This window comes from Rheinheimera pacifica (assembly GCF_024809855.1).
GTDB classification, from domain to species: domain Bacteria; phylum Pseudomonadota; class Gammaproteobacteria; order Enterobacterales; family Alteromonadaceae; genus Alishewanella; species Alishewanella pacifica_A.
Map to the genome: position 1 here is coordinate 403,578 of NZ_JANUEM010000003.1, position 23,775 is coordinate 427,352.

The 23,775-nt window shown below is 48.4% G+C and carries 20 protein-coding genes; 17 read left to right on the top strand and 3 right to left on the bottom strand.

Annotation, left to right across the window (positions count from 1 at the left end; genetic code table 11):
* Positions 1 to 55 precede the first annotated feature (55 nt).
* Positions 56 to 565 (bottom strand): S-ribosylhomocysteine lyase, encoded by a 510-nt coding sequence (gene luxS, locus M2404_RS06990; RefSeq protein WP_259239012.1) that lies wholly within the window; start codon positions 563 to 565, stop codon positions 56 to 58.
* Positions 566 to 792: 227 nt separating this feature from the next.
* Here luxS and dnaK point away from each other — a divergent pair, with 227 nt between their 5' ends.
* The 7 genes from dnaK to M2404_RS07025 all read left to right on the top strand — a co-directional run bounded on the left by dnaK (position 793) and on the right by M2404_RS07025 (position 7,640).
* A complete protein-coding gene (dnaK, locus tag M2404_RS06995) occupies positions 793 to 2,703 on the top strand; it encodes a molecular chaperone DnaK (RefSeq protein WP_259239013.1) in 1,911 nt (636 codons plus the stop codon).
* 63 nt (positions 2,704 to 2,766) lie between these two features.
* Entirely contained in the window at positions 2,767 to 3,897 is a 1,131-nt protein-coding gene (gene dnaJ / locus M2404_RS07000) for a molecular chaperone DnaJ (RefSeq protein WP_259239014.1), read from the top strand.
* 108 nt (positions 3,898 to 4,005) lie between these two features.
* Positions 4,006 to 4,806 carry a M48 family metallopeptidase gene (locus tag M2404_RS07005; protein ID WP_259239016.1) on the top strand — a complete coding sequence of 267 codons (801 nt, stop codon included), beginning with the start codon at positions 4,006 to 4,008 and terminating at the stop codon, positions 4,804 to 4,806.
* Between the two features lie 148 nt (positions 4,807 to 4,954).
* Positions 4,955 to 5,557, top strand: a complete 603-nt coding sequence (locus tag M2404_RS07010; protein WP_259239017.1) for a hypothetical protein — start codon at positions 4,955 to 4,957, stop codon at positions 5,555 to 5,557.
* A 4-nt stretch (positions 5,558 to 5,561) separates the two neighbouring features.
* Positions 5,562 to 5,729, top strand: coding sequence for a hypothetical protein (locus tag M2404_RS07015; RefSeq protein WP_259239018.1), 168 nt, complete (start codon positions 5,562 to 5,564; stop codon positions 5,727 to 5,729).
* Positions 5,722 to 6,573 carry an HprK-related kinase A gene (locus M2404_RS07020; protein ID WP_259239019.1) on the top strand — a complete coding sequence of 284 codons (852 nt, stop codon included), beginning with the start codon at positions 5,722 to 5,724 and terminating at the stop codon, positions 6,571 to 6,573. The genes M2404_RS07015 and M2404_RS07020 overlap by 8 nt, the downstream gene beginning before the upstream one ends.
* Positions 6,567 to 7,640 (top strand): nucleotidyltransferase domain-containing protein, encoded by a 1,074-nt coding sequence (locus tag M2404_RS07025; protein WP_259239020.1) that lies wholly within the window; start codon positions 6,567 to 6,569, stop codon positions 7,638 to 7,640. The genes M2404_RS07020 and M2404_RS07025 overlap by 7 nt, the downstream gene beginning before the upstream one ends.
* Here the strand turns inward: M2404_RS07025 and M2404_RS07030 are convergent.
* Complete coding sequence (locus tag M2404_RS07030) at positions 7,637 to 8,977, bottom strand: Na+/H+ antiporter NhaC family protein (protein ID WP_259239021.1); 1,341 nt, start codon at positions 8,975 to 8,977, stop codon at positions 7,637 to 7,639. The two genes, M2404_RS07025 and M2404_RS07030, sit on opposite strands and share 4 nt — an antisense overlap.
* A gap of 171 nt (positions 8,978 to 9,148) precedes the next feature.
* Between M2404_RS07030 and M2404_RS07035 the strand changes: the two genes are divergently transcribed.
* From M2404_RS07035 to greA, 6 genes are all read left to right on the top strand, one after another.
* A complete protein-coding gene (locus tag M2404_RS07035; protein ID WP_259239022.1) occupies positions 9,149 to 11,035 on the top strand; it encodes an MFS transporter in 1,887 nt (628 codons plus the stop codon).
* Positions 11,036 to 11,332: 297 nt separating this feature from the next.
* The gene (locus tag M2404_RS07040; protein ID WP_259239023.1) at positions 11,333 to 12,382 is read left to right on the top strand and encodes an SGNH/GDSL hydrolase family protein; all 1,050 of its coding nucleotides are present in this window, start codon (positions 11,333 to 11,335) and stop codon (positions 12,380 to 12,382) included.
* 163 nt (positions 12,383 to 12,545) lie between these two features.
* Positions 12,546 to 13,355, top strand: coding sequence for a 4-hydroxy-tetrahydrodipicolinate reductase (dapB, locus tag M2404_RS07045; protein WP_259239024.1), 810 nt, complete (start codon positions 12,546 to 12,548; stop codon positions 13,353 to 13,355).
* A gap of 197 nt (positions 13,356 to 13,552) precedes the next feature.
* Positions 13,553 to 14,683, top strand: a complete 1,131-nt coding sequence (carA, locus tag M2404_RS07050; protein WP_259239025.1) for a glutamine-hydrolyzing carbamoyl-phosphate synthase small subunit — start codon at positions 13,553 to 13,555, stop codon at positions 14,681 to 14,683.
* A 30-nt stretch (positions 14,684 to 14,713) separates the two neighbouring features.
* Positions 14,714 to 17,935, top strand: coding sequence for a carbamoyl-phosphate synthase large subunit (gene carB / locus M2404_RS07055; protein WP_259239026.1), 3,222 nt, complete (start codon positions 14,714 to 14,716; stop codon positions 17,933 to 17,935).
* Positions 17,932 to 18,408 (top strand): transcription elongation factor GreA, encoded by a 477-nt coding sequence (gene greA, locus M2404_RS07060; RefSeq protein WP_259239027.1) that lies wholly within the window; start codon positions 17,932 to 17,934, stop codon positions 18,406 to 18,408. Before carB ends, greA begins: the two co-directional genes overlap by 4 nt.
* A gap of 57 nt (positions 18,409 to 18,465) precedes the next feature.
* Here greA and yhbY read toward each other — a convergent pair whose 3' ends face one another.
* Positions 18,466 to 18,762 (bottom strand): ribosome assembly RNA-binding protein YhbY, encoded by a 297-nt coding sequence (yhbY, locus tag M2404_RS07065; protein WP_259239028.1) that lies wholly within the window; start codon positions 18,760 to 18,762, stop codon positions 18,466 to 18,468.
* A gap of 83 nt (positions 18,763 to 18,845) precedes the next feature.
* On the opposite strand from yhbY, the gene rlmE reads away from it, so the two are divergent.
* The 4 genes from rlmE to glmM all read left to right on the top strand — a co-directional run bounded on the left by rlmE (position 18,846) and on the right by glmM (position 23,717).
* Entirely contained in the window at positions 18,846 to 19,475 is a 630-nt protein-coding gene (gene rlmE / locus M2404_RS07070; protein WP_259239029.1) for a 23S rRNA (uridine(2552)-2'-O)-methyltransferase RlmE, read from the top strand.
* A 49-nt stretch (positions 19,476 to 19,524) separates the two neighbouring features.
* The gene (ftsH, locus tag M2404_RS07075; protein ID WP_310503071.1) at positions 19,525 to 21,456 is read left to right on the top strand and encodes an ATP-dependent zinc metalloprotease FtsH; all 1,932 of its coding nucleotides are present in this window, start codon (positions 19,525 to 19,527) and stop codon (positions 21,454 to 21,456) included.
* Between the two features lie 89 nt (positions 21,457 to 21,545).
* On the top strand, positions 21,546 to 22,379 hold the full coding sequence (gene folP, locus M2404_RS07080) for a dihydropteroate synthase (RefSeq protein ID WP_259239031.1): 834 nt from the start codon (positions 21,546 to 21,548) through the stop codon (positions 22,377 to 22,379).
* 3 nt (positions 22,380 to 22,382) lie between these two features.
* Entirely contained in the window at positions 22,383 to 23,717 is a 1,335-nt protein-coding gene (gene glmM, locus M2404_RS07085) for a phosphoglucosamine mutase (protein ID WP_259239032.1), read from the top strand.
* The last annotated feature ends 58 nt before the right edge of the window (positions 23,718 to 23,775 follow it).

Consider the following 23,775-nt stretch of genomic DNA (forward strand, 5'->3'; position numbering starts at 1 on the left):
GTGTTGTTGGCAATTGAAGCCAACACCTCATGTCCCGAACTGACGCCGTTACGTATTACAGCTTGTTTAAAATCTCTGCCGGTAATGCCAGCTCGTCATTGCGGTTAACACCAACACCACGCTCAAGAATGTTTTTGGCAATTTGCTTAGCTTCATCCAGCGAATGCATTTGCGCCGTGCCACACTGGTAAATATTCAGCTCCGGGATATCGCTCTGGCTGGCAACATGCAACACATCATCCATCGCCGCTTGCCAGGCTTTGGCTACACGCTGCTCGTCCGGCGTACCAATTAAGCTCATATAAAAGCCGGTACGACAGCCCATTGGCGAAATGTCGATAATCTCTACATCTTTGCCATTTAAATGGTCGCGCATAAAACCGGCAAATAAATGCTCCAGCGTATGAATGCCTTTTTCTGACAGAATTTCTTCATTAGGTACGCAAAAACGCAAATCAAATACGGTGATGGCATCGCCTTTTGGCGTATTCATTTTCTTTGCCACGCGCACGGCGGGGGCTTTCATAATGGTATGGTCTACGGTAAAACTGTCGAGTAATGGCATAACAAAACCCTTTAAATAAACGCTGATGATGCTGGCTATTATAGGCAGGTAAACACCGATAAGTTAACCGTTATCGGCAGATAACAGCATTAAACCGGCGCTAAAAGCGGTTTAAGTAAGCAACTGGCAAAATTTTTAATCTAATAACCTTGAATGGATCAGGGCTAATCCCCATTAACCGCTCAACGCAATTTGTGATTGTTCAGAATATTAAGTGGAGTGTAGTTATGGGCAGAATTATCGGTATTGACTTAGGTACAACCAACTCTTGTGTTGCGGTTTTAGATGGCGACAAACCCCGCGTATTAGAAAACGCAGAAGGTACCCGTACCACGCCCTCTATTATTGCTTATGCTGAAGATGGCGAAGTGTTAGTTGGCCAGCCAGCAAAACGCCAGGCGGTGACTAACCCGAAAAACACCTTATTCGCGATTAAGCGTTTAATTGGCCGTCGCTTTGAAGACGACGAAGTACAACGCGACATCAAAATTATGCCTTACGCTATCGTAAAAGCAGATAATGGCGATGCCTGGGTTGAAGTTAAAGGTAAAAAATTAGCTGCACCGCAAATTTCAGCTGAAGTGCTGAAAAAAATGAAGAAAACCGCAGAGGATTTCTTAGGTGAAGCGGTAACTGCTGCGGTAATTACCGTACCGGCTTACTTTAACGATGCACAGCGCCAGGCCACTAAAGACGCCGGCCGTATTGCAGGCTTAGACGTTAAGCGTATTATCAACGAGCCAACCGCTGCGGCACTGGCTTATGGTATGGATAAAAAGAAAGGCGACACCAAAGTTGCAGTATATGACTTAGGTGGCGGTACTTTCGATATCTCTATCATTGAAATTGACGACGTAGATGGCGAGCAAACTTTTGAAGTACTGGCTACTAACGGTGATACTCACTTAGGTGGTGAAGACTTCGATAACCGTTTAATCAACTACTTAGTTGAAGAGTTTAAGAAAGAGCAGGGCATTGACCTGCGTAACGACCCTCTGGCCATGCAGCGCTTAAAAGAGTCTGCTGAAAAAGCCAAGATTGAGCTGTCGTCAGCGTCACAAACTGAAGTGAATCTGCCGTACATTACTGCTGATGCCTCAGGCCCGAAACACCTGAACATCAAAGTAACCCGTGCCAAGCTGGAATCTTTAGTAGAAGACTTAATTCAGCGTACTATTGAACCGCTGAAGCAAGCACTGAAAGATGCTGATTTAAGCGTGGGCGAAATTAACGACATCATCCTGGTGGGCGGTCAAACGCGGATGCCAAAAGTACAGGAAGCGGTAACGGCTTTCTTTGGCAAAGAACCACGTAAAGACGTAAACCCGGACGAAGCCGTAGCAGTAGGTGCGGCTATTCAGGGCGCAGTATTGTCAGGTGATGTTAAAGACGTACTGCTGCTTGACGTTACACCACTGTCACTGGGTATTGAAACCATGGGCAGCGTAATGACAGCGCTGATTGAGAAAAACACCACGATCCCAACCAAAAAGTCGCAGGTGTTCTCAACTGCAGAAGATAATCAATCTGCAGTAACTATTCACGTGCTGCAGGGCGAGCGTAAGCGGGCTTCTGATAACAAGTCACTGGGCCAGTTTAACTTAGAAGGCATTCGCGGTGGTCGTCGTGGCGAGCCACAAATTGAAGTGACCTTCGATCTGGACGCCGACGGTATTTTGCATGTATCGGCTAAAGATAAAGACACCGGTAAAGAGCAGAAGATCACCATTAAGGCGAATTCTGGTTTGTCTGATGAAGAAATTCAAGCCATGGTACGTGATGCTGAAGCACACGCTGAAGAAGATAAAAAGTTTGAAGAGCTGGTGCAAACCCGTAACCAGGCCGACGCGATGGTTCATGCCACCCGTAAGCAACTGGAAGAAGTAGGCACTGCACTGGCTGCAAATGATAAAGAAGCCATTGAAACGGCAATCAAAGAGCTGGAAGCTGTATTAAAAGGCAGCGACAAAGCCGCTATTGATGAGAAGTCTCAGGCACTTATTCAGGCATCGCAAAAGCTGATGGAAGCGGCTCAGGCCAAAGCCCAGCAAGGCGGCAGCGACGCAGGCCAGCAGGCAGGCGGCAATGACGACGTGGTTGATGCTGAGTTTGAAGAAGTGAAAGACGACAAAAAATAATTAAGGTTTAACCGGGCTGTAGTAAACTGCAGCCCCTTTAACATGAGAAGTTAGCACTAAGCTATGTCGAAGCGTGACTATTATGAAGTACTAGGTGTCGCTAAAGGCGCCGACGATAAAGACATCAAAAAGGCTTACAAACGCCTCGCTATGAAATTTCACCCTGACAGAACTCAGGGTGATAAAGCCATGGAAGAGAAGTTTAAAGAAGTCCAGGAAGCCTATGAGGTGTTGTCGGATGAGCAAAAACGCGCAGCCTATGACCGTTATGGCCATGCCGGGGTAGATCCAAACCGCGGTGGCGCTGGTGCAGGCAATGCTGATTTTGGCGATATTTTTGGTGATGTATTCGGTGATATCTTCGGTGGCGGTGGCCGTCGTGGGCAGTCACGGGCGCAGCGCGGCTCAGATTTACGTTACAATCTGGAGCTGAGCTTAGAAGAAGCGGTACGCGGCAAATCTGTTGATATTAAAGTACCAACGATGGTGGGCTGTGACAGCTGCGATGGCTCGGGTGCTAAAAAAGGCACTTCAGCGAAAAGCTGTCCAACCTGTCATGGTGCCGGCCAGGTAACTATGCGCCAGGGCTTTTTTGCCGTACAGCAAACCTGCCCAACCTGTAATGGCCGTGGCAAAATTATTCCTGACCCATGCACTAAGTGCCATGGTGAAGGCCGTATAGAGAAAACCAAAACGCTGTCGGTGAAAATTCCGGCGGGTGTCGACACCGGCGATCGTATCCGTTTAACCGGCGAAGGTGAAGCGGGCATGCATGGCGCCCCGGCAGGCGATCTTTATGTGCAGGTGCATGTAAAAGAGCACCCGATTTTCGTGCGCGATGGCAATAACCTGTACTGCGATGTGCCTCTGAGTTTCACTATTGCTGCACTGGGTGGCGAAATTGATGTGCCGACCCTGGATGGCCGCGTAAAGCTGAAAATACCGGCTGAAACGCAAACCGAAAAAATGTTCCGCCTGCGTGGTAAAGGTGTGCAGTCGGTGCGCGGTGGCGGTGTGGGTGATCTGGTGTGTAAAGTTGTAATTGAAACACCGGTGAACTTAAGCGAAAAGCAAAAAGATTTACTGCGCCAGCTGGATGACAGTATGGCGGGGGATGGTGAAGCCAAACACCGGCCGAAATCGAAGGGCTTCTTTGATGGCGTGAAGAAGTTCTTTGACGATTTAACCAGTTAAGCTGTAATGAAAAACCACCTTCGGGTGGTTTTTTATTGCCCAGCAGATACAATAACAGCATGTTACGCAGTGTCGGCTGCGATCAAAGTGTCAAATAAGGATATGCTCATGTTGAAAAAGTTATTACTGCTAACCACCTGTTCTTTACTGATTGTTGCCTGTGCACAGTCGCCAACCGGCCGCCGTCAGGTCATGCTGTTTAATTCAGCTGAACTGGATAAGATGGGCGCACAAACCTTTGAAACGATGAAAGCTGAAACACCTATTTCCAAAGACCGGCGTACCAATGAGTATGTACAATGCGTTGCAGGCGCTTTGCTTAAGGTGACACCTCAGGAGTTTATGGGCAACACCTGGGAAATAGTGGTTTTCGATTCTGAGCAGGTAAATGCTTTTGCGTTGCCCGGCGGCAAGATAGGTGTGTATACCGGCCTGCTAAAAGTAGCTGAAAACCAGAACCAGCTGGCAGCGGTTATCGGCCATGAAATCGCACACGTAATGGCTGGCCACAGCAACGAACGCTTGTCTACTAATCAGTTTATTCAAACGGCTATGACACTGGGTGATGCCGCTATGAAAGCTTATAATGTGCAGTATCAGCAGCAACTGATGACGGCTTTTGGCTTAGGGGCGCAGGTGGGTGTAGCGCTGCCATTTAGCCGGGCACATGAAAGTGAGGCCGATATTATAGGGCTGGATTTAATGGCAAAGGCGGGTTTTGAGCCGCGTCAGTCGGTTAACTTATGGCAGAATATGGCAGCGCAGGGCGGTAGCGGTACCCCACAAATTCTGTCTACCCACCCGTTGCCTGAGACACGGATTAAAGATTTACGCGAAAAAATGCCAACGGCAATGCAAACCTATAATGAACGCAAAGCCAGCGGTGCTTTGCCCAACTGTAAAGCCTGATATTAGCGTCAGCTTGCTTTACAATTTATGCTGCCGCGATGTTGGGTTTCAGAATTTTATGATGCCTGATATGAAGTTATATTGTTGGATTTGATCTTGCATGTAACTGGCATTACACTTTATGCAGTTTGCTTTATGGAATGTAGCTATGGAACCTGTTAATGACAAGGAAATGAAGGCAACGCAGTCTGGCCGCAGAAAATTTTTAATGCGCGCAGGTCTGGGTAGCTTGCCGGTGTTGCTGACACTTAAGAGTAAATCCGCCTGGGGTACCAGCACACTTAACTGTTCGTTAAGCGAAAATGCATCGCAGATGCAGTCAGTACAACCTGATAAGTTTGAACAGTGTAAACAAAGCTATGATTCTCATGGCAGTGCCAAGTTGTATTTTGAAACTAAAAAGCCGGGTATTGGTGGTGGTAAAGGTGGTTATTTCTATAAGTCTGGCAGCAAATCGTCTAAGAAGTGGCGTGGTATAGAGATAAACCAGAACACCAAGTTTAATACTATTTTTCAGTATGGCTACAATGGTACGCTACGCGATGCCGTTAACCTTGGTGGTAACAATGCGCTGATCCGTAATATTGCGGCAATTTTCCTGCATGCGCTGTACTATCAGTTAGAAGGTATCAGCACCAGTATTCCTACGCCTGATGAAATAGTAAATGCTTATCAGGGCGCGGTTACTCAGGCACAAAAAAATCAGCTATCAGCTTTATTGGTGTATTACATCGACGGTTACATGGGCTAACCTGATGGACGTAGCTCTGAGTTATGCTGCCTGGCTATCTCAGCAAACCACAGATAACAGCACACTGCAGGCAACATTTAATGATGCCAGCAGTGTGCTGTTTTCAACCTTCGATCATGAAACTCATCTGAGCGGCGCAGAGGCTGAGATAACAGAGCCTGACGTTGACTGATTTCGCTATTCATACTGCACCTTTTTCCGTACTTGTTACTAACCACAGCAACAAGCTTACTACTGCGCTTGCTGAGTTATATCCTGCGACACTGATAACACGGCCTAACCCGCAACTTATTTACGATTTTTGCCTGCAAGTGCAGCGTAAATGGGCGGGCTGGGGCCGGCCGTTTCATGTTTCATCCGGCGATCAGCACTTCAGAATGACCGACTCAGCCCAACTGGTACCGGTTTTTGAGTGGGGTGTTAATTGGTGCGTGGCGTCTTACCAACATCAGTTTCTGGCTATTCATGCGGCAGTGCTTGAACGTGACGGAAAAGCACTCATTATGCCGGCACCGCCAGGTTCAGGTAAAAGCACGCTGTGCGCAGTATTGATGCAGGAAGGCTGGCGTTTATTGTCTGATGAAATGTGCCTGGTTGATTTAACCAGCGGTGCAATTGTGCCTTATGTCAGGCCGGTTAGCCTGAAGAACCAGTCATTGATGTTATTGCAAAGCTGGTATCCGCAGGCACAGATCCGGCAAATTACCAGCGGTACAACTAAAGGCACAGTAGGTTATATGTTGCCATCAACCCAGAGTTGGGCCGGTATGCAACAAACAGCAACAGCTGCCTGGGTTATTTTCCCGCAGTATAACGCTGCACAGCAGCAGCTAACGCTATCGAAGCTAAGCCAGGCTGATGCCTTTATGCATCTTGCCAATAACTCTTTTAACTATGCCGTGTTAGCTGAGCAGGGCTTTAACAGCCTTAGCAGGTTAACACAACAAATTGATGCTTACCGGCTGGAATATGCCTGCATTGAACAAGCGTTGAGCGGGTTAAATAAGTTATGTTAAGTTCGCAGTTACTGGCTTTTTTTGCCTCTCCGGCTGAATTTATACAGCGGGCTACACCGCAGCAATGGACCCTATTTTTGCAGCAAGCCCGCCAGCAAGGCCTTACTGCCCGGTTTTACTATGTGCTACAAACCAAGCAATTACTTGACCAGGTGCCACAGCAGGTTAAGTTGCATGGTGAATCGGGTGCGCGTTACGCTCAGAAGCAGCAGCACAGCCTGTATTCTGAATTACAGCAACTGGAGCCGTTGTTTGCTGGCGCCGGTTACCCGTGCTTGTTGTTAAAAGGCGCAGCTTACAGAGCGCAGGCTTTAGCGGTGAGCTTTGGCCGGCTATTTTCCGATATTGATATTCTGGTGCCGGCAAACCAACTACGGCATGTGCGGGACAGGTTGTTTTTTTATGGTTTTCGCGAAGCTGAAATGACCGATTACGACCGTGATTACTACCTTAACTGGTCGCATCAAAACCCGCCGTTACAGCATTATCAGCGCGGCACAGTGATCGATTTACACCACCATATTTACCCGACAGCATCAGCCAGAAGCATAGATATCACGCCGTTGTTCAGCCATGCTGTCAGTATTCCTGGCTCAGCCTTTAAAGTGCCTGCTACCGCGCATTTATTTATTCATGCAGCGGTGCACCTGTTTTATCAGGAAGAGACACATAAATTAACCAAAGATGTGATTGATTTAAATGATTTACTGCTGGAAGTGCAACACCAGCAGCAACTGGATTTCATGCTTGAGCAAGCTGCGCTGATGTCGGTGCAATCTGCCGTGAGCAATGCGTGCCGGGTGCTGAGCACACTATTTGCTAATGGTGCTGCGCAGGTTGCTTTGCAAAGCCCTGCGCTGCCCCGGCCCCAGCCGTTGGTGTGTAATTTGCTACTGACCATGTTGCAGGGCTCAGTGGCCAGCGCCTGGTTTGCCCGTCAGCTCTGGTTTGTGCGCGGCCACAGCCTGAAAATGCGCTGGCAGGTGCTGGTTTATCATAGTCTGGCTAAACCAGCCAATAGCCTGCAGCGCTGGTTCCGGCGTTTATTGCCAGGGCATAAATCTTAAACCGCAGTAGCCGCCGCTACGCTTGGCTTTGCCGGTTTAAGTAAAATAGTCAATACCGCTACCAGCAGCAATATCAGACAGTAATAGCTTTGCGTTACAACCTGCCAGGGCGATATGCCAAAACTGGCCCCCAGCAATAATGCCTGTGCCCCATAAGGCACCAACCCCTGGCTTATACAAGCAAAAATATCCAGCAGGCTGGCGCTGCGCTTAGGGGTTATCTGATGTTGTTGGGCCAGCGTTTTGCTAATTTCACCGGTTAAAACGATTGCCACGGTATTATTGGCAATACACAGGTTACTGCTAAACGCTAATGCTGCAATCGCCAGTTGTTGCGCTTTATTACCTGCCAGTTTAAGGCTGCCAGCGACTTGCTGGATTTTACCGGCGATCCACTGTAAGCCACCTTGCTGTTTAATAAACTCACTCAGTGCGCTTACCAGCATGGCCAGCAGGAAAATCTCCTGCACACTGGCAAAACCGCTGGCGATATCTTTACCGAGGTTGGCCATAGCGTAATCAGCAAAAAAGGCGCCTTGCAGTGCTGCCAGCACAATGCCCAGCAGCAGCACGACAAATACATTCAGCCCCATTATTGCCAGCAGCAAAATAGCGGCATATGGCATTACACCGCTCCAGTTTACGGTGTCAATTTGTACCGGTGCTCCGTCTGTAGCCAGCACAACATACAGCAGCAACGTTAACACGGCAGCAGGCAGTGCAATTTTAATATTTTCGCGGAATTTATCGGCCATTTTTGCGCCCTGGGTACGGGTAGCTGCAATGGTAGTGTCAGAAATAATCGACAGATTATCGCCAAACATGGCGCCGCTAAGTAGTACACCCGCTACTAAGGCCTGATCTAACCCGGCTTGATTGGATAAACCAACGGCAATAGGGGCCAGCGCACCGATAGTGCCCATGGAAGTACCCATAGCAGTGGATACCAGAGCAGCAATAACAAATAAGCCAGGCAGTAGCCAGGGCGTGGGTACTAAGCTAAGGCCTGCGTTTACGGCGGCATCTACACCACCGGTTGCTGTGGCAACACTGGCAAAGGCACCTGCCAGCAAATAAATAATACACATGGTAATAATATTGCTGTTACCTGCGCCTTTTATCATCACATCTATAGATTGTTGCAGCGGCGCTTTATGCAGCAAAATGGCCAGAATAAGGGCCGGGATAATAGCAACATGCCCCGGCAACTGGTAAAACGCATAAGCTACACCGGCACTTTGCAGGTAAAGGCCGGTGCCGAGAAACAGCGCGACAAAAAACAGTAATGGCAGTAGTGAGCGTTTAGCGCCCACTGGTGCCAGCGTAGTGTTGTGCATAGGTTATACCTTATAAATACGCAGGCAGTGCTACTGCCTTAATGGTTGCGCAATATATAGATGGCTAGATGGCCTGTCAAACCGGATCGTTAGATCATACTGGTATATGTAATATGAGTTGATTATGCTGGCAACTTATTTATTACTATCTCTTTTTCCGATGGAGTGGATATGTCGACAAACCGCTTAATCAGCAGCAAACGCTTTCTGCCGTTTTTTCTTACCCAGGCCAGCGGCGCTTTTAATGATAATGTGTTTAAAAATGCCTTGATGTTAATGTTGACCTTTACCGCCGCCAGTGCGCTGCCGTGGGATACCAATTTAACCATGAATCTGGCAACGGGGCTGTTTATTCTGCCGTTTTTGTTGTTTTCTGCTACCGCCGGTGCACTGGCTGATGCAGTATGCAAAACCAAATTGATCCGTGCATTAAAGCTGCTGGAAATAGGTCTGATGCTGCTGGCTGCTGTAGCATTTTATTTTCAGCAATACCTGATGTTGCTGGGGTTGCTGTTTTTAATGGGGAGCCAATCGGCGTTCTTTGGCCCGGTAAAGTACGCCATTTTGCCGCAGTTACTCAGTGACAAAGAGCTGTTAGCCGGTAATGCCTGGGTGGAAATGGGCACCTTTGTCGCTATTTTACTCGGTACTATTACCGGAGGCTTATTGGTGGGCCTGGCAGATGCACCATTATGGGTTGGTGCGGTGGTGCTGCTGTTTTCGGTATTGGGGTATCTGATGAGTCGGCGGGTCCCGGCAGTAGGCGAGGTGCATAACGCCGATAAATTTCGTTTTGCACCCTGGCAGCAAACCAAAGCAACTATCAGTATCAGTTATCAGAATCGTACTTTATATCTGTCTATTATGGCGATTAGCTGGTTTTGGTTTTTAGGTGCCAGCTATTTAACCCAGTTTCCTAATTTCACTAAAGACACGCTTGGTGGTGATAATACCGTAGTTACTGCGCTGTTGGTGGCATTCTCTGTTGGTGTGGGCATTGGTTCTATGTTATGCGAACGTTTATCCGGCGACAGGGTTGAGCTTGGTCTGGTACCTATTGGCTCTATTGGCTTAACGGTGTTTGGTATCAGTTTGTTTTTTAGTAGCCCGGCCGTTTTACCGCAACTGCTATCGCCAGAACAACTGTTAAGTTTACCGCAGTTTTTGGCTACAGCGTTTGGCTGGTGGGTACTGATTGATTTAACCTTAATTGGTGTTTTCGGCGGCTTATTTATTGTGCCGCTGTATGCATTGCTGCAACAGCGTGCCGAACCGCAACAACGGGCGAGGGTGATAGCTGCCAATAATATTTTTAATGCACTGTTTATGGTGGTTAGCGCCATTGCCGGTATCGTATTTTTAACCGTACTGGGTATATCTATTCCAGAGTATTTTTTGGTGCTGGCTGTTATGAATGCCGTGGTAGCACTGTATGTTTACAGCACCGTGCCTGAGTTTGTACTGCGGTTTGTTATTTATCTGCTTAGCCACACCATGTACCGGGTACGCAGCAAAGGGTTGGAGCATATTCCGGATGAAGGTGCGGCCGTGCTGGTTGCCAACCATGTTAGCTATGTTGATGCTTTGCTGATTGGTGGTGCAGTGCGACGGCCGGTGCGTTTTGTAATGGAAAAAGGTATTTATGATTTGCCGGTTGCCAACTGGCTGTTTAAGGCCGCACGTACTATTCCAATTTGCTCAAAGCAAAAAAATGAAACGGTGTATGAAGCCGCGTTTGCAGCCATTAAGCGTGAGTTGGAAGAGGGGAATCTGGTATGTATTTTCCCGGAGGGGCGTTTAACCAAAAACGGTGAGATAGACAGCTTTCGCCCCGGTATTGAGCGTATTTTAGCTGAAACGCCGGTACCGGCGGTGCCAATGGCCTTGCAGGGATTGTGGGGTTCTTTCTTTAGCCATCATGGCAGTGGTGCTTTTAAATTTAAAGGCCGCTTCTGGTCGAAAGTAACGCTGGCCGCCAGTACCCCGTTACCAGCAGAACACGCTAGTGCGCTTGAGTTGGAGCGGCAGGTACGGCTGTTACGTGGTGACAGCTTGTAGTTGTTTATGTTGGTTTAATTTACACCTCAGTTGCATGGCTTTAGGCGGCTGAGGTGTGGTTTTGGCTTGCTTCGGGCTATTTTCTGCTGTTTACCGTTGTCTGAATATTATACACATCTGCTTTGCTGCTTCGCCGTGATCATTGATTAACTGCTTGTCCACTGTTAGCTGAACAGAGGTCTGACAACTGTTGTCGTTGTTTTGCTTAATTTTGTTTACTTTCAGGCACGATACTTGCGCTGTATAAAATGTAGCCAACCCAGGCTGCTGATAAAAACAAAAAGACAAGGATAACTAATGAAAACAATAACACCACTTCGCTGGTTAAAGTTAGTTGTGCTGAGTATCAGCTTTACTCTGCTTGCTTTACCTGCATCGGCATCACTTATTTTTTCTGATATCTACATTTTTGGCGATAGCCTGTCTGATACCGGCAATACCCGGGCTACAGTGCCGCTAGGCTCGTTAGGGCCAGTGGCTGCACTGGCCGGATATGGCCCTAACGGCCGTTTTTCTAATGGTAATCTCTGGCATGAGTACCTGGCAGATGATCTGGGGCTGACAAGCAGCAGATCTACCGGCGGCGGTAACAACTTTGCTTATGGTGGTGCCCGTATAGACAATGCAACCGGTGTTTCTACCGGCGTGCTAAACCAGTACAACCAGTACCTGAACCGGTTAAATGGAACATCTTTTGATAGCGATGCCTTATATGTTGCCTGGGCCGGCGGCAATGATATGCGTGATCTGGTTGGTGCAGCTAACCCGTTGATGATGGTAACGTCGATTATCGGCAATTTTCAGCTGATGCTTACCGATATGATTGCCAGGGGCGCTATGACATTGTTAGTGCCCAATTTACCTGATCTTGGCAGCATTCCGGAATTTGCCTCAACGGCTGACAGCCAGTCGGGCACAGAAGTCAGCCTGTTGTGGAATGACTTACTGGAAGAAATGCTGATTGATTTGTCAAAGCAATCACTGGCTCAAATTTATATGCTTGACGTATATAGTATTTTTGACAACATTCTGGCTAACCCTTTATCAGAAGGGTTTACCAATACTACTGATGAGTGCCGGTCTGTAACGGGCGGTATTCTGGCTACCGAGCGCTCTTGTGCCAATGCATCACAGTATGTTTTCTGGGATGAAATTCATCCTACCACCCGTGCCCATAGTATTCTTGGCCGGGAAGCTTATGCTTTGCTACAAAGTGGCGTGACGGTATATCAACAGGTACCCGAGCCTGCCGGTATAGCCTTGTTCGTTCTGGCTATGGCTTATTTTGTCAGGCCCGCAAACTTTACCAAAGCTAAGGCCGCCAAGCAGTTGCTAACCGGGCAGTAAGCTCATCATATACTGAGGTTGATGAATATGGTGCTGATACCGCAGGCTGGTGCAATAATGGCAAGAAGCTGAATTCTTGCTGTAAACATGGCTATTTTACTTCCCCCTGTCGGCGGCTTTTGCTCTAATAGCCGCCATTATTACTTTTACACAGAGCCGGATTATGCCATCTATCGGGATCTTTGGTGCCAATGGCCGTATGGGCCGGGCGTTAATTACCGTTGCTAAAGAACAACAGCTAAACCTTACGGCTGCCACAGTGCGCGCCGGATCAGAGCTTATTGGTGTTGACGCCGGCGAGCTTGCTGGTGTGGGTAAACTGGGGTTGCCACTAAGTGCAACCGGTGCGGGCAGCATTAATAACGCTGATATCTGGGTCGATTTCACTATGCCCGAAGCCATGCTGGCGCATCTTGAACTGGCGGTAGCGGCAAAAAAAGCCATGATAATAGGTGTTACCGGTTTAACCGATACGCAGTATCAGCAGGTGCAGCAAGCAGCTAAGCATATTCCAATTGTCTGGGCGCCGAATATGAGTGTAGGGGTAAATCTGCTGCTGCACCTGGTACAAACTGCCGCCAAAGTAATGGGACAAACAGCTGATATTGAGATTATTGAAGCCCATCACCGTTTTAAAAAAGACGCGCCGTCCGGCACTGCTATGGCTATCGGTGCCAGCATCGCCAAAGCGCTGGATCGTGATTTGACTAAGGTTGCCGTGTATGGCCGTGAGGGCATTACCGGCGAGCGTGAGCAGCAAACTATCGGCTTTGCCACCGTGCGTGGCGGCGACATTATTGGCGACCATACCGCCTTATTCGCTGATTTAGGCGAAAGGCTGGAAATAAGCCACAAAGCGTCCAGCCGTAGTACCTTTGCCCAAGGCGCACTGCGCGCTGCTCTGTGGTTGCAAAATAAACAGAGTGGACTTTATTCTATGCAACAAGTGTTAGGTTTAGCTGATTTAAGCTAGCTTTTTGCGCTATTAAGGTTAAAAACAAGCTAAAGTTGCCATTTGTAATAAAATTCAAAAAAAGCGTAGCTTATCCAGCGCTGATCGCCTAAAATAGTCAGGTTTGCCTAAGGCAAATCGGGTATCACATTTTGGGTCAAAACGGGTTGTAAAACAGTGTCAGGTTTTCGCCCGTTTTTTGCTGTTTGGAGGTTATCTTGACTAAGTCCGCCCTGCTCGTACTGGAAGACGGCACCGTATTTCGCGGTACAGCCATTGGCGCTGAAGGAGTTTCTGTAGGTGAAGTGGTGTTTAACACTTCCATGACCGGGTATCAGGAAATATTAACTGATCCCTCATACGCAGAACAAATCGTTACTCTTACTTATCCACACATTGGCAATACCGGTACTAACCCTGAGGATGAAGAATCCGGACAAGTTTGGGCCCGAGGCCTGATAATCCGTGACCTTCCGCTTCTTGCCAGTAATTTCCGTAACCAACTCTCTCTTAGTCAGTATTTAACACAACATAATATTCTCGGCATCGCCGATATCGATACCCGCAAGTTAACCCGTATTTTACGTGAGAAAGGTGCCCAGAACGGTTGCATTATCGCTGGCGATAACCCGGATGAAACTAAAGCACTGGAACTGGCGAAAGGCTTTCCCGGCTTGTCAGGCATGGATTTAGCTAAAGAAGTTAGCGTGAAACAAGCTTACCAGTGGACTGAAGGCAGTTGGCAGTTGGGTGAAGGCCATCGCGCTGGCGCGCCGCAGCAGTTCCATGTAGTGGCGTATGATTTTGGTGTAAAACGCAATATTCTGCGCATGCTTGCCGACCGTGGCTGTAAGCTGACGGTAGTACCGGCACAAACGTCCGCTGCTGATGTACTGGCGCTGAACCCGGATGGTATCTTTTTATCTAACGGCCCTGGCGACCCGGCACCTTGTACTTATGCTATCGAGGCGATTAAAACCTTTCTTGAAACCGATATTCCGCTGTTTGGTATCTGTTTAGGCCATCAGTTACTGGCGCTGGCCAGTGGCGCACAAACTGTAAAAATGACGGTCGGCCACCATGGTGGTAACCACCCGGTGCAGAATCTGGATACCAAACGCGTACTGATTACGGCACAAAACCATGGTTTTGCTGTCGATGAAGCCAGTTTACCGGCGAATTTACGCGCCACCCATAAATCGTTGTTTGACGGCACCTTACAAGGCATACATCGTACCGACAAACCGGCATTCAGCTTCCAGGGGCACCCTGAAGCCAGCCCTGGTCCGCACGAAGCCTCTGAGCTGTTCGACCATTTTATTGCGCTGATGCAACAGCATAACGCCTAGGCAAACACGAATTACGGAGATATTACAGCAATGCCAAAACGTACAGATTTAAACAGCATTCTGATTTTAGGCGCTGGCCCGATCGTGATTGGTCAGGCCTGTGAATTTGACTATTCAGGTGCCCAGGCCTGTAAAGCGTTAAAAGAAGAAGGCTACCGCGTTATTCTGGTGAACTCGAACCCGGCCACCATTATGACCGACCCGGAAATGGCCGATGCCACTTACATTGAGCCGATTCACTGGCAGGTAGTGGAAAAAATTATCGAAAAAGAGCGGCCCTGTGCCGTGTTGCCCACCATGGGCGGCCAGACTGCACTGAACTGTGCGCTGGACTTAGAGCGCCATGGTGTACTGGCGAAATACAATGTCGAAATGATTGGCGCTACCGCTGATGCTATCGACAAAGCAGAAGACAGAAGCCGCTTTGATAAGGCCATGCGCTCTATCGGCCTGGCGTGCCCGCGTGCCGGTTTGGCGCATTCAATGGATGAAGCCTATCAGGTATTGGAAGACATTGGCTTTCCGTGCATTATCCGGCCATCGTTTACGATGGGTGGCTCCGGTGGTGGTATCGCTTATAACCGCGAAGAATTTGAAGAAATTTGTACCCGTGGCCTCGACTTATCGCCTACTAAAGAGCTGTTGATTGACGAGTCGTTAATCGGCTGGAAAGAATACGAAATGGAAGTGGTGCGCGATAAAAACGATAACTGCATTATCGTATGTGCCATTGAAAACTTCGACCCTATGGGTGTACACACCGGCGACTCTATCACGGTAGCCCCGGCGCAAACGCTGACCGACAAAGAATATCAGATCATGCGTAATGCCTCGCTGGCGGTGCTGCGTGAAATTGGTGTTGAAACAGGTGGTTCAAACGTTCAGTTTGGTATTAACCCGGTTGATGGCCGTATGGTGATCATTGAGATGAACCCGCGCGTGTCGCGCTCATCTGCGCTGGCGTCAAAAGCTACCGGTTTCCCTATTGCCAAAGTGGCCGCCAAGCTGGCTATTGGTTATACGCTGGACGAACTGGCCAACGATATTACCGGCGGTAAAACCCCGGCTTCGTTTGAGCCAAGCATCGACTACGTGGTTACCAAGGTGCCGCGTTTTAACTTTGAAAAATTCGCCGGTGCTAATGACCGCCTCACTACCCAGATGAAATCAGTTGGTGAGGTAATGTCAATTGGCCGCAACCAGCAGGAATCGCTGCAAAAAGCGCTGCGCAGCCTTGAGATTGGCGTATGTGGTTTAGACCCGGTGATCGATATCACGCTGCCGGAAGCTAAAGATAAAATTATCCGTGAGTTAAAAGAGCCGGGCTCGCACCGTATTTGGTATATCGCCGATGCGCTGCGTTTGGGCATGAGCATGGATGAGATTTTTACCTTAACCAATATCGACCGCTGGTTTTTGGTACAAATTGAAGATTTGGTAAAAGAAGAGCAACTGCTTAGCAAAGACGGCTTTGCCGCGCTGGACGAAGAGCGGTTAAAACGGTTAAAGCGCAAAGGCTTTGCCGACAAACGTATTGCCGATGTGCTGGGCGTTAGTGAAAACGAAGTACGTAAAAAACGTTACGGCTACAAGTTACACCCGGTGTATAAGCGGGTAGATACCTGTGCGGCAGAATTTGCCTCTAACACCGCTTATATGTACAGCAGCTATGATGAAGAGTGTGAAGCACTGCCTACCCAACGCGATAAAATTATGATTATCGGTGGTGGGCCGAACCGTATCGGCCAGGGTATCGAGTTCGATTACTGCTGTGTGCACGCCTCGCTGGCACTGCGCGAAGACGGCTTTGAAACCATTATGGTTAACTGTAACCCGGAAACTGTGTCTACTGATTACGATACATCAGACCGGTTGTACTTCGAGCCTATCACGCTGGAAGATGTGCTGGAAATTGTGCGTAAAGAACAGCCCAAAGGCGTTATCGTACAATACGGTGGCCAAACGCCACTGAAATTAGCCCGCGCATTAGAAGCTAATGGCGTGCCAATTATTGGTACCTCACCGGATGCAATTGACCGCGCAGAAGACCGTGAGCGTTTTCAGCAGGCAGTAGAACGTTTAGGCTTAAAACAGCCGAAAAACGCTACTGTAACCAGCATGGAAGAAGCGATTGCCAAGGCACCGGAAATTGGTTTCCCGATGGTAGTACGCCCATCTTACGTACTGGGTGGCCGCGCCATGGAGATTGTCTATGACGAGCAGGACCTGCGCCGTTATATGACTGACGCAGTTAGCGTATCAAACGATTCTCCGGTGCTGCTGGATAACTTCCTTGATGATGCCATTGAAGTTGACATCGATGCTATCTGTGACGGTAAAGAAGTGGTTATCGGCGGCATTATGGAACACATCGAACAAGCGGGTGTGCACTCCGGCGATTCGGCCTGTTCTTTGCCTCCGTATAGCCTGAGCAAAGACATTCAGGATGTCATGCGTGAGCAGGTACGTAAGCTGGCAATGGAGTTGGGTGTGGTTGGCCTGATGAATACCCAGTTTGCGGTAAAAGATAACGAAGTGTACTTAATTGAAGTTAACCCGCGTGCAGCCCGTACTGTGCCCTTTGTGTCTAAAGCTACCGGCGTTGCTGTTGCTAAAGTTGGCGCGCGTTGTATGGCGGGTAAATCACTGGCTGAACAGGGTATTACAACAGAAATTATTCCACCGTTTTTCTCAGTAAAAGAAGTGGTTATTCCGTTTAACAAGTTCCCGGGCGTGGATCCGATCCTAGGCCCTGAAATGCGTTCAACCGGTGAAGTGATGGGTGTGGGCGATACCTTTGAAGAAGCCTTTGCTAAAGGCCAGCTTGGGGCCAGTACCTTAATTCCAACCGGTGGCCGTGCCTTGCTTTCAGTACGCGACAGCGATAAAGTGCGCGTTGTTGAACTGGCAAAGCGTATGGTTGAAAAAGGCTTTGAACTGGATGCTACCGGCGGTACTGCCAAAGCATTGCAGGCTGCAGGTATTACATGCCGCACGGTAAATAAGGTGTCTGAAGGCCGCCCGCATATTCTGGATCGCATTAAAAACGGTGAATACAGCTATATCGTTAATACGACCGATGGTCGTCAGGCGATTGAAGACTCTAAAGTTATTCGCCGCGGTGCGCTGCAGTACAAAGCTAACTACACCACGACATTAAATGCTGCCTTTGCTACGGTAAAATCAAACGCCGCCAGTGCGTTTGAAAACGTAGCCTCAGTGCAGGAACTACATAAGAGAGTTAACGGATGAGTGCAATCCCAATGACAGTGCAGGGCGCAGAACGACTGCGCGCTGAGCTGCATGAACTTAAATCAGTAAAACGGCCTGCGATTATTCAGGCCATTGCCACAGCACGTGAGCACGGCGATTTAAAAGAAAACGCTGAATATCATGCTGCACGTGAGCAACAGGGCTTTTGCGAAGGCCGTATTCAGGATATTGAAGCTAAGCTGTCCAATGCACAGATTATTGATATCAGTAAGTTACCCAATACCGGCAAGGTTATTTTCGGCTGTACCGTTACTATTCTGAACCTGGATAGCGACGAAGAGGTCACTTACCGTATTGTTGGCGATGATGAAGCTGATATCAAAAATAACCTGATTTCAGTTAATTCGCCGATTGCGCGTGGTTTAATCGGCAAAACGGCTGATGATGTGGTAAATATCACTACACCAAAAGGTGTAGTTGAGTTTGAAATTACCGCAGTGCAATATATTTGAAACCTGAACCCAATAAAAAAAGCGCCTGACGGCGCTTTTTTTATGTTTAATATATATTTAGCCGCGTGGCAGCTGAATTTTTTTCGCTTCACTTTGGCGGAACAATACCAGCGTTTTGCCGATTACCTGTACTTTATCTGCTTTGGTTTCACGGATAATTGCATCCATGATCAGTACTTTTTGCTCTCTGTCTTCTGTTGGTACTTTTACTTTAATCAGTTCGTGAAAGCCAAGTGCAACTTCAATCTCGGCAACCACGCCTTCTGTCAGGCCGTTGCCACCCAGCAGGATCACAGGCTTAAGATCATGGGCTTTTGCTTTTAAAAATTGTTTCTGTTTGTTGGTTAAACTCATAAAATGACTATTTCCGCAGATAACGCTTGAATTTGCGTTATTGTAGCGCCATCTAACGCATAACACTAATCAAGAGTGAAAGCATGACCAAGAAAAAACGCTCTGCCAGTTCAACCCGTTGGTTGAAAGAGCATTTCGATGATCAATTTGTACAAAAAGCACAAAAGTTAGGCCTGCGTTCACGGGCCGCTTTTAAACTGGAAGAGATAAACCAGCAGGACAAATTGATCAAACCCGCTATGACGGTGGTGGATTTAGGCTCTGCACCGGGTAGCTGGTCTCAGTTTTGTGTTGGTATTGTCGGTGGTAAAGGTACCGTGATAGCCTGTGACATTCTGCCTATGGATCCGATTAACGGAGTCAGTTTTCTGCAGGGCGATTTTCGTGATGAAGCAGTATTAAACGCATTACTGAGCCGGATCGGCGGTCAGAACGTAGACGTAGTATTGTCTGATATGGCGCCAAATATGAGTGGCAATGACACTACGGATCAGGCAAGGTCGGTGTATCTGGTGGAACTGGCGCTTGATATGTGTCACAAAGTGCTAAAGCAAAATGGCAGTTTTGTGGTCAAAGTATTTCAGGGTGATGGCTTCGAGCAATTTTTAAAAGATGTGCGTGCTGCCTTTACCACTGTGAAAATTCGTAAGCCCGATTCGTCCCGTGCGCGTTCACGAGAGACATATATCGTGGCTACCGGCTTCAAAGTCTAGTAAAGTAGCCGGGTAATTATCTATTTATCGGTAAGAAGAGGTTATAACCTTGAGTGACATGGCAAAGAATCTGATTGTCTGGTTAGTGATCGCCGTCGTATTAATGTCGGTGTTTAACAGCTTTGGCCCCGGCGACAGTGCCGACCGGCAAACCAGTTACACTCAGTTTATCAACGAGGTAAATCAGGGCCAGATCCGCGAGGTGAAAGTTGAGCGCTCTGGTGTGATTACCGGTGTAAAACGTAACGGCGATCGTTTTGAAACAGTGATCCCTGGTGGCTATGATGAGAAGCTGCTGGATGACCTGATTAAAAACGATGTCAGAAGTTTAGGCAGTAAACCTGAAGAAAGCAGCTTGCTGGGTACTATTCTGTTGTCCTGGGGCCCAATGCTGTTGCTTATCGGCGTGTGGATTTTCTTTATGCGCCAGATGCAGGGCGGCGGTGGCAAAGGTGCCATGTCGTTCGGTAAAAGCAAAGCGCGTCTGATGGGTGAAGATCAAATCAAAACTACTTTTGCTGATGTTGCCGGTTGTGACGAGGCGAAAGAAGAGGTTTCTGAACTGGTTGATTACCTGCGCGATCCATCACGTTTCCAAAAGCTGGGTGGTAAAATTCCAACCGGTATTTTAATGGTTGGCCCACCAGGTACTGGTAAAACCTTATTAGCCAAAGCTATTGCCGGTGAAGCCAAAGTACCTTTCTTTACGATTTCAGGTTCAGACTTCGTTGAAATGTTTGTCGGTGTAGGTGCATCCCGTGTGCGCGACATGTTTGATCAAGCCAAAAAAGCGGCACCTTGTATTATCTTTATTGATGAGATTGATGCAGTAGGCCGTCAGCGTGGTGCCGGTTTAGGCGGTGGCCATGATGAGCGCGAGCAAACCTTAAACCAGATGTTGGTTGAAATGGATGGTTTTGACGGTAACGAAGGTATTATTGTTATTGCCGCAACTAACCGCCCTGACGTACTGGACCCGGCGCTGCTACGCCCAGGTCGTTTTGACCGTCAGGTTGTGGTAGGTTTGCCGGATGTAAAAGGCCGCGAACAAATTTTAAAAGTGCATATGCGTAAAGTACCGCTGGCTGAAGGGGTAGAACCGTCAGTTATCGCGCGTGGTACGCCGGGGTTTTCCGGTGCCGATTTAGCCAACCTGGTTAATGAAGCGGCTCTGTTTGCTGCCCGTGGTGGTCGCCGTGTAGTGTCGATGGACGAGTTTGAAAAAGCCAAAGACAAGATCATGATGGGCGCAGAACGGCGCTCTATGGTGATGACAGAAAAAGAAAAAGAGATGACAGCTTATCATGAAGCTGGTCATGCTATTGTTGGCCGCCTGGTGCCGGACCACGACCCTGTTTACAAGGTTAGTATTATTCCGCGTGGCCGTGCTTTGGGCGTTACTATGTACTTGCCTGAGCGAGACCGTGTATCGCACAGCAAGCGCTTGCTGGAGAGTATGATCAGTTCGTTATTTGGTGGCCGGATAGCCGAAGAAGTGATTTACGGTTTTGAATCTGTTACTACCGGTGCGTCGAACGATATTGAGCGGGCTACAGATCTGGCGCGCAAAATGGTTACACAATGGGGTTTCTCAGAGAAGCTTGGCCCATTACTGTACGCCGATGAAGAAGGTGAAGTATTCCTTGGCCGCTCGGTCAGCAAAAATAAGCATATGTCGGAAGATACTGTTAAAGCCATTGATGCTGAAATTCGTGACTTTATTGACCGTAACTACGACAGAGCGAAAAAGCTGATTGAAGAAAACATGGACATCCTGCATGCAATGAAAGATGCATTGATGAAGTATGAAACCATAGATGCCAGGCAGATTGATGATTTGATGGCGCGGCGCGAAGTACGGCAGCCGGAAAACTGGGAACCCCGTGATAAGCCGGGCTCAGACGACAAGCCGGATAGCAAAGTCAGCCAGGATGATGATGCAGCCGTTCCGGGTAAGCCATCAGAAGGTAACCTACACTAAATCTGTTGTATTTAGCCAAATTAAAGCCCCGGTTATGCCGGGGTTTGTTTTTACAGCCAGAGCCAAAATATCTTGTTCCAGGAGCCAATATGCTGTTGTTCTTGCCCCGCCAGCGCAAGCTGGATTTAAGCCGCCCACAGGTTATGGGTATTTTAAATATCACGCCTGATTCATTCTCTGATGGTGGTAAACATCAGCAACAGGACGCTGCACTGCGTCAGGCTGAGCAGATGTTGTCAGACGGTGCCGTAATTTTAGATATTGGTGGCGAATCTACCCGCCCCGGTGCTGCTGATGTGGCAGAACAGGACGAATTAGACCGGGTAATACCGGTAATTGAGGCAATCCGCCAACGTTTTGACTGTGCTATTTCTGTCGATACCAGTAAGGCCGGGGTGATGTCAGCTGCGGTTCAGGCTGGTGCTGATATTATTAATGATGTCAGGGCCTTGCTGGAGCCTGGCGCTTTAGATGTTGCTGTTGCCGCTGATGTACCGGTATGCCTGATGCATATGCAGGGAGCGCCGCGTAGTATGCAACATTCACCGCAATATCAGCAGGTGGTGGCAGAGGTAAAACAGTTTTTATTAGACCGGGCCTCTGCCTGTGAACAAGCAGGCATGCAGCGGCAGCATATTATTCTTGACCCCGGTTTTGGTTTTGGTAAAAGCGTTAGTCATAACTATTTATTGTTGCAGCAACTGGCACAATTTACCGGTTCCGGCTATCCGGTGCTGGCAGGTATGTCGCGCAAGTCAATGATTGGTCAATTACTGAACATACCGGTGAATGAGCGTTTGGCAGCTAGTGTTGCCTGCGCTACTATTGCAGCATTACAAGGGGCCCGGATAATCCGGGTGCATGATGTTAAAGAAACAGTGCAGGCGGTCAGGGTAGTGACAGCAATGCAGTATGGAGCATAAAGGATGAGCAGAAAATATTTTGGTACTGATGGCGTGCGTGGCCGGGTCGGTGAGTTTCCGATTACACCCGAATTTGCCATGAAGTTAGGCTGGGCTGCTGGCCGGGTGTTGTCGCAGCGTGGCACCCGCAAAGTATTAATAGGTAAAGATACGCGTATATCCGGTTATTTATTAGAAACAGCATTGGAAGCCGGTTTAATTGCGGCCGGTATCAATGTGCGCCTGTTAGGGCCAATGCCAACGCCGGCAGTCGCTTATTTAACCCGCACATTCCGGGCTGAAGCGGGTATTGTAATCAGCGCTTCACACAACCCTTACTATGACAACGGCATTAAGTTTTTCTCTGCTGATGGCACTAAGCTGCCCGATGACGTTGAACTGGCGATAGAGCATGAACTGGAGCAGCCGATGGTATGTGAACCATCTGAGAAACTGGGTAAAGCCCAGCGTATCGATGACGCTGCCGGACGTTATATCGAGTTTTGTAAAAGCCACTTACCCAACCATTTATCGTTAAGCGGCATGACAATTGTGATCGATTGTGCTCACGGCGCTACTTACCACATAGCACCGGCAGTATTTAAAGAATTGGGTGCTGAAGTAATAGTTATTGGTGCCAGCCCGGATGGGCTAAATATTAACGATAATTGTGGCGCTACCCATACTGAGCTGTTGCAGAAAACCGTGGTTGAGCGTAGCGCCGACTTAGGTATTGCTTATGACGGCGATGGTGACAGGGTAATGATGGTTGATCATACCGGCCGGGTTATTGATGGTGACGAAATTGTTTATATCATTGCCCGTGCAGCCAAAGAGCAGAATAAACTGCATGGCGGCGTGGTTGGCACCTTAATGAGCAACCTGGGGTTAGAGCTGGCGCTTAAGCAGTTAGATATCCCGTTTGCCCGCAGCGCAGTAGGCGACCGTTATGTAATGGAACTGCTACGCGAGAACAACTGGCGCATTGGTGGTGAAAACTCAGGCCACGTACTGAATTTAGATCATACCTGTACCGGTGACGGTATTATTGCTTCTTTACAGGTACTTGCGGCAATGATTGAAGCGGGTATGACGCTGGCTGAGTTTAGTCAGGGCATGCATAAACTGCCACAGGTGCTGGTAAACGTGAAGTTTGAAAAAGGCACGGCTCCGCTGGAAAAACAGCATGTGAAGCAGGTGATTGCAGATGTTGAGGCTAAACTGAGTAGTTCAGGCCGGGTGCTGATCCGTAAAAGTGGTACTGAGCCATTGATCCGGGTAATGGTAGAAGGCGAAGATGCAACTGAAGTAAGACAGTATGCCGAGCAAATAGCCGCTGCGGTAAAAATCGCCAGTTGATTGTTCAAATACGCCATTAAAGCTTGTTTGCGCCGGCGTGGTTGGTTAATATCGCGCC

Coding starts and splice junctions, on each gene's coding strand:
- luxS (WP_259239012.1), bottom strand. CDS start 565: ATGCCATTACTCGACAGTTTTACCGTAGACCATACCATTATGAAAGCC.
- dnaK (WP_259239013.1), top strand. CDS start 793: ATGGGCAGAATTATCGGTATTGACTTAGGTACAACCAACTCTTGTGTT.
- dnaJ (WP_259239014.1), top strand. CDS start 2,767: ATGTCGAAGCGTGACTATTATGAAGTACTAGGTGTCGCTAAAGGCGCC.
- M2404_RS07005 (WP_259239016.1), top strand. CDS start 4,006: ATGTTGAAAAAGTTATTACTGCTAACCACCTGTTCTTTACTGATTGTT.
- M2404_RS07010 (WP_259239017.1), top strand. CDS start 4,955: ATGGAACCTGTTAATGACAAGGAAATGAAGGCAACGCAGTCTGGCCGC.
- M2404_RS07015 (WP_259239018.1), top strand. CDS start 5,562: ATGGACGTAGCTCTGAGTTATGCTGCCTGGCTATCTCAGCAAACCACA.
- M2404_RS07025 (WP_259239020.1), top strand. CDS start 6,567: ATGTTAAGTTCGCAGTTACTGGCTTTTTTTGCCTCTCCGGCTGAATTT.
- M2404_RS07030 (WP_259239021.1), bottom strand. CDS start 8,977: ATGCACAACACTACGCTGGCACCAGTGGGCGCTAAACGCTCACTACTG.
- M2404_RS07035 (WP_259239022.1), top strand. CDS start 9,149: ATGTCGACAAACCGCTTAATCAGCAGCAAACGCTTTCTGCCGTTTTTT.
- M2404_RS07040 (WP_259239023.1), top strand. CDS start 11,333: ATGAAAACAATAACACCACTTCGCTGGTTAAAGTTAGTTGTGCTGAGT.
- dapB (WP_259239024.1), top strand. CDS start 12,546: ATGCCATCTATCGGGATCTTTGGTGCCAATGGCCGTATGGGCCGGGCG.
- carB (WP_259239026.1), top strand. CDS start 14,714: ATGCCAAAACGTACAGATTTAAACAGCATTCTGATTTTAGGCGCTGGC.
- greA (WP_259239027.1), top strand. CDS start 17,932: ATGAGTGCAATCCCAATGACAGTGCAGGGCGCAGAACGACTGCGCGCT.
- yhbY (WP_259239028.1), bottom strand. CDS start 18,762: ATGAGTTTAACCAACAAACAGAAACAATTTTTAAAAGCAAAAGCCCAT.
- rlmE (WP_259239029.1), top strand. CDS start 18,846: ATGACCAAGAAAAAACGCTCTGCCAGTTCAACCCGTTGGTTGAAAGAG.
- folP (WP_259239031.1), top strand. CDS start 21,546: ATGCTGTTGTTCTTGCCCCGCCAGCGCAAGCTGGATTTAAGCCGCCCA.
- glmM (WP_259239032.1), top strand. CDS start 22,383: ATGAGCAGAAAATATTTTGGTACTGATGGCGTGCGTGGCCGGGTCGGT.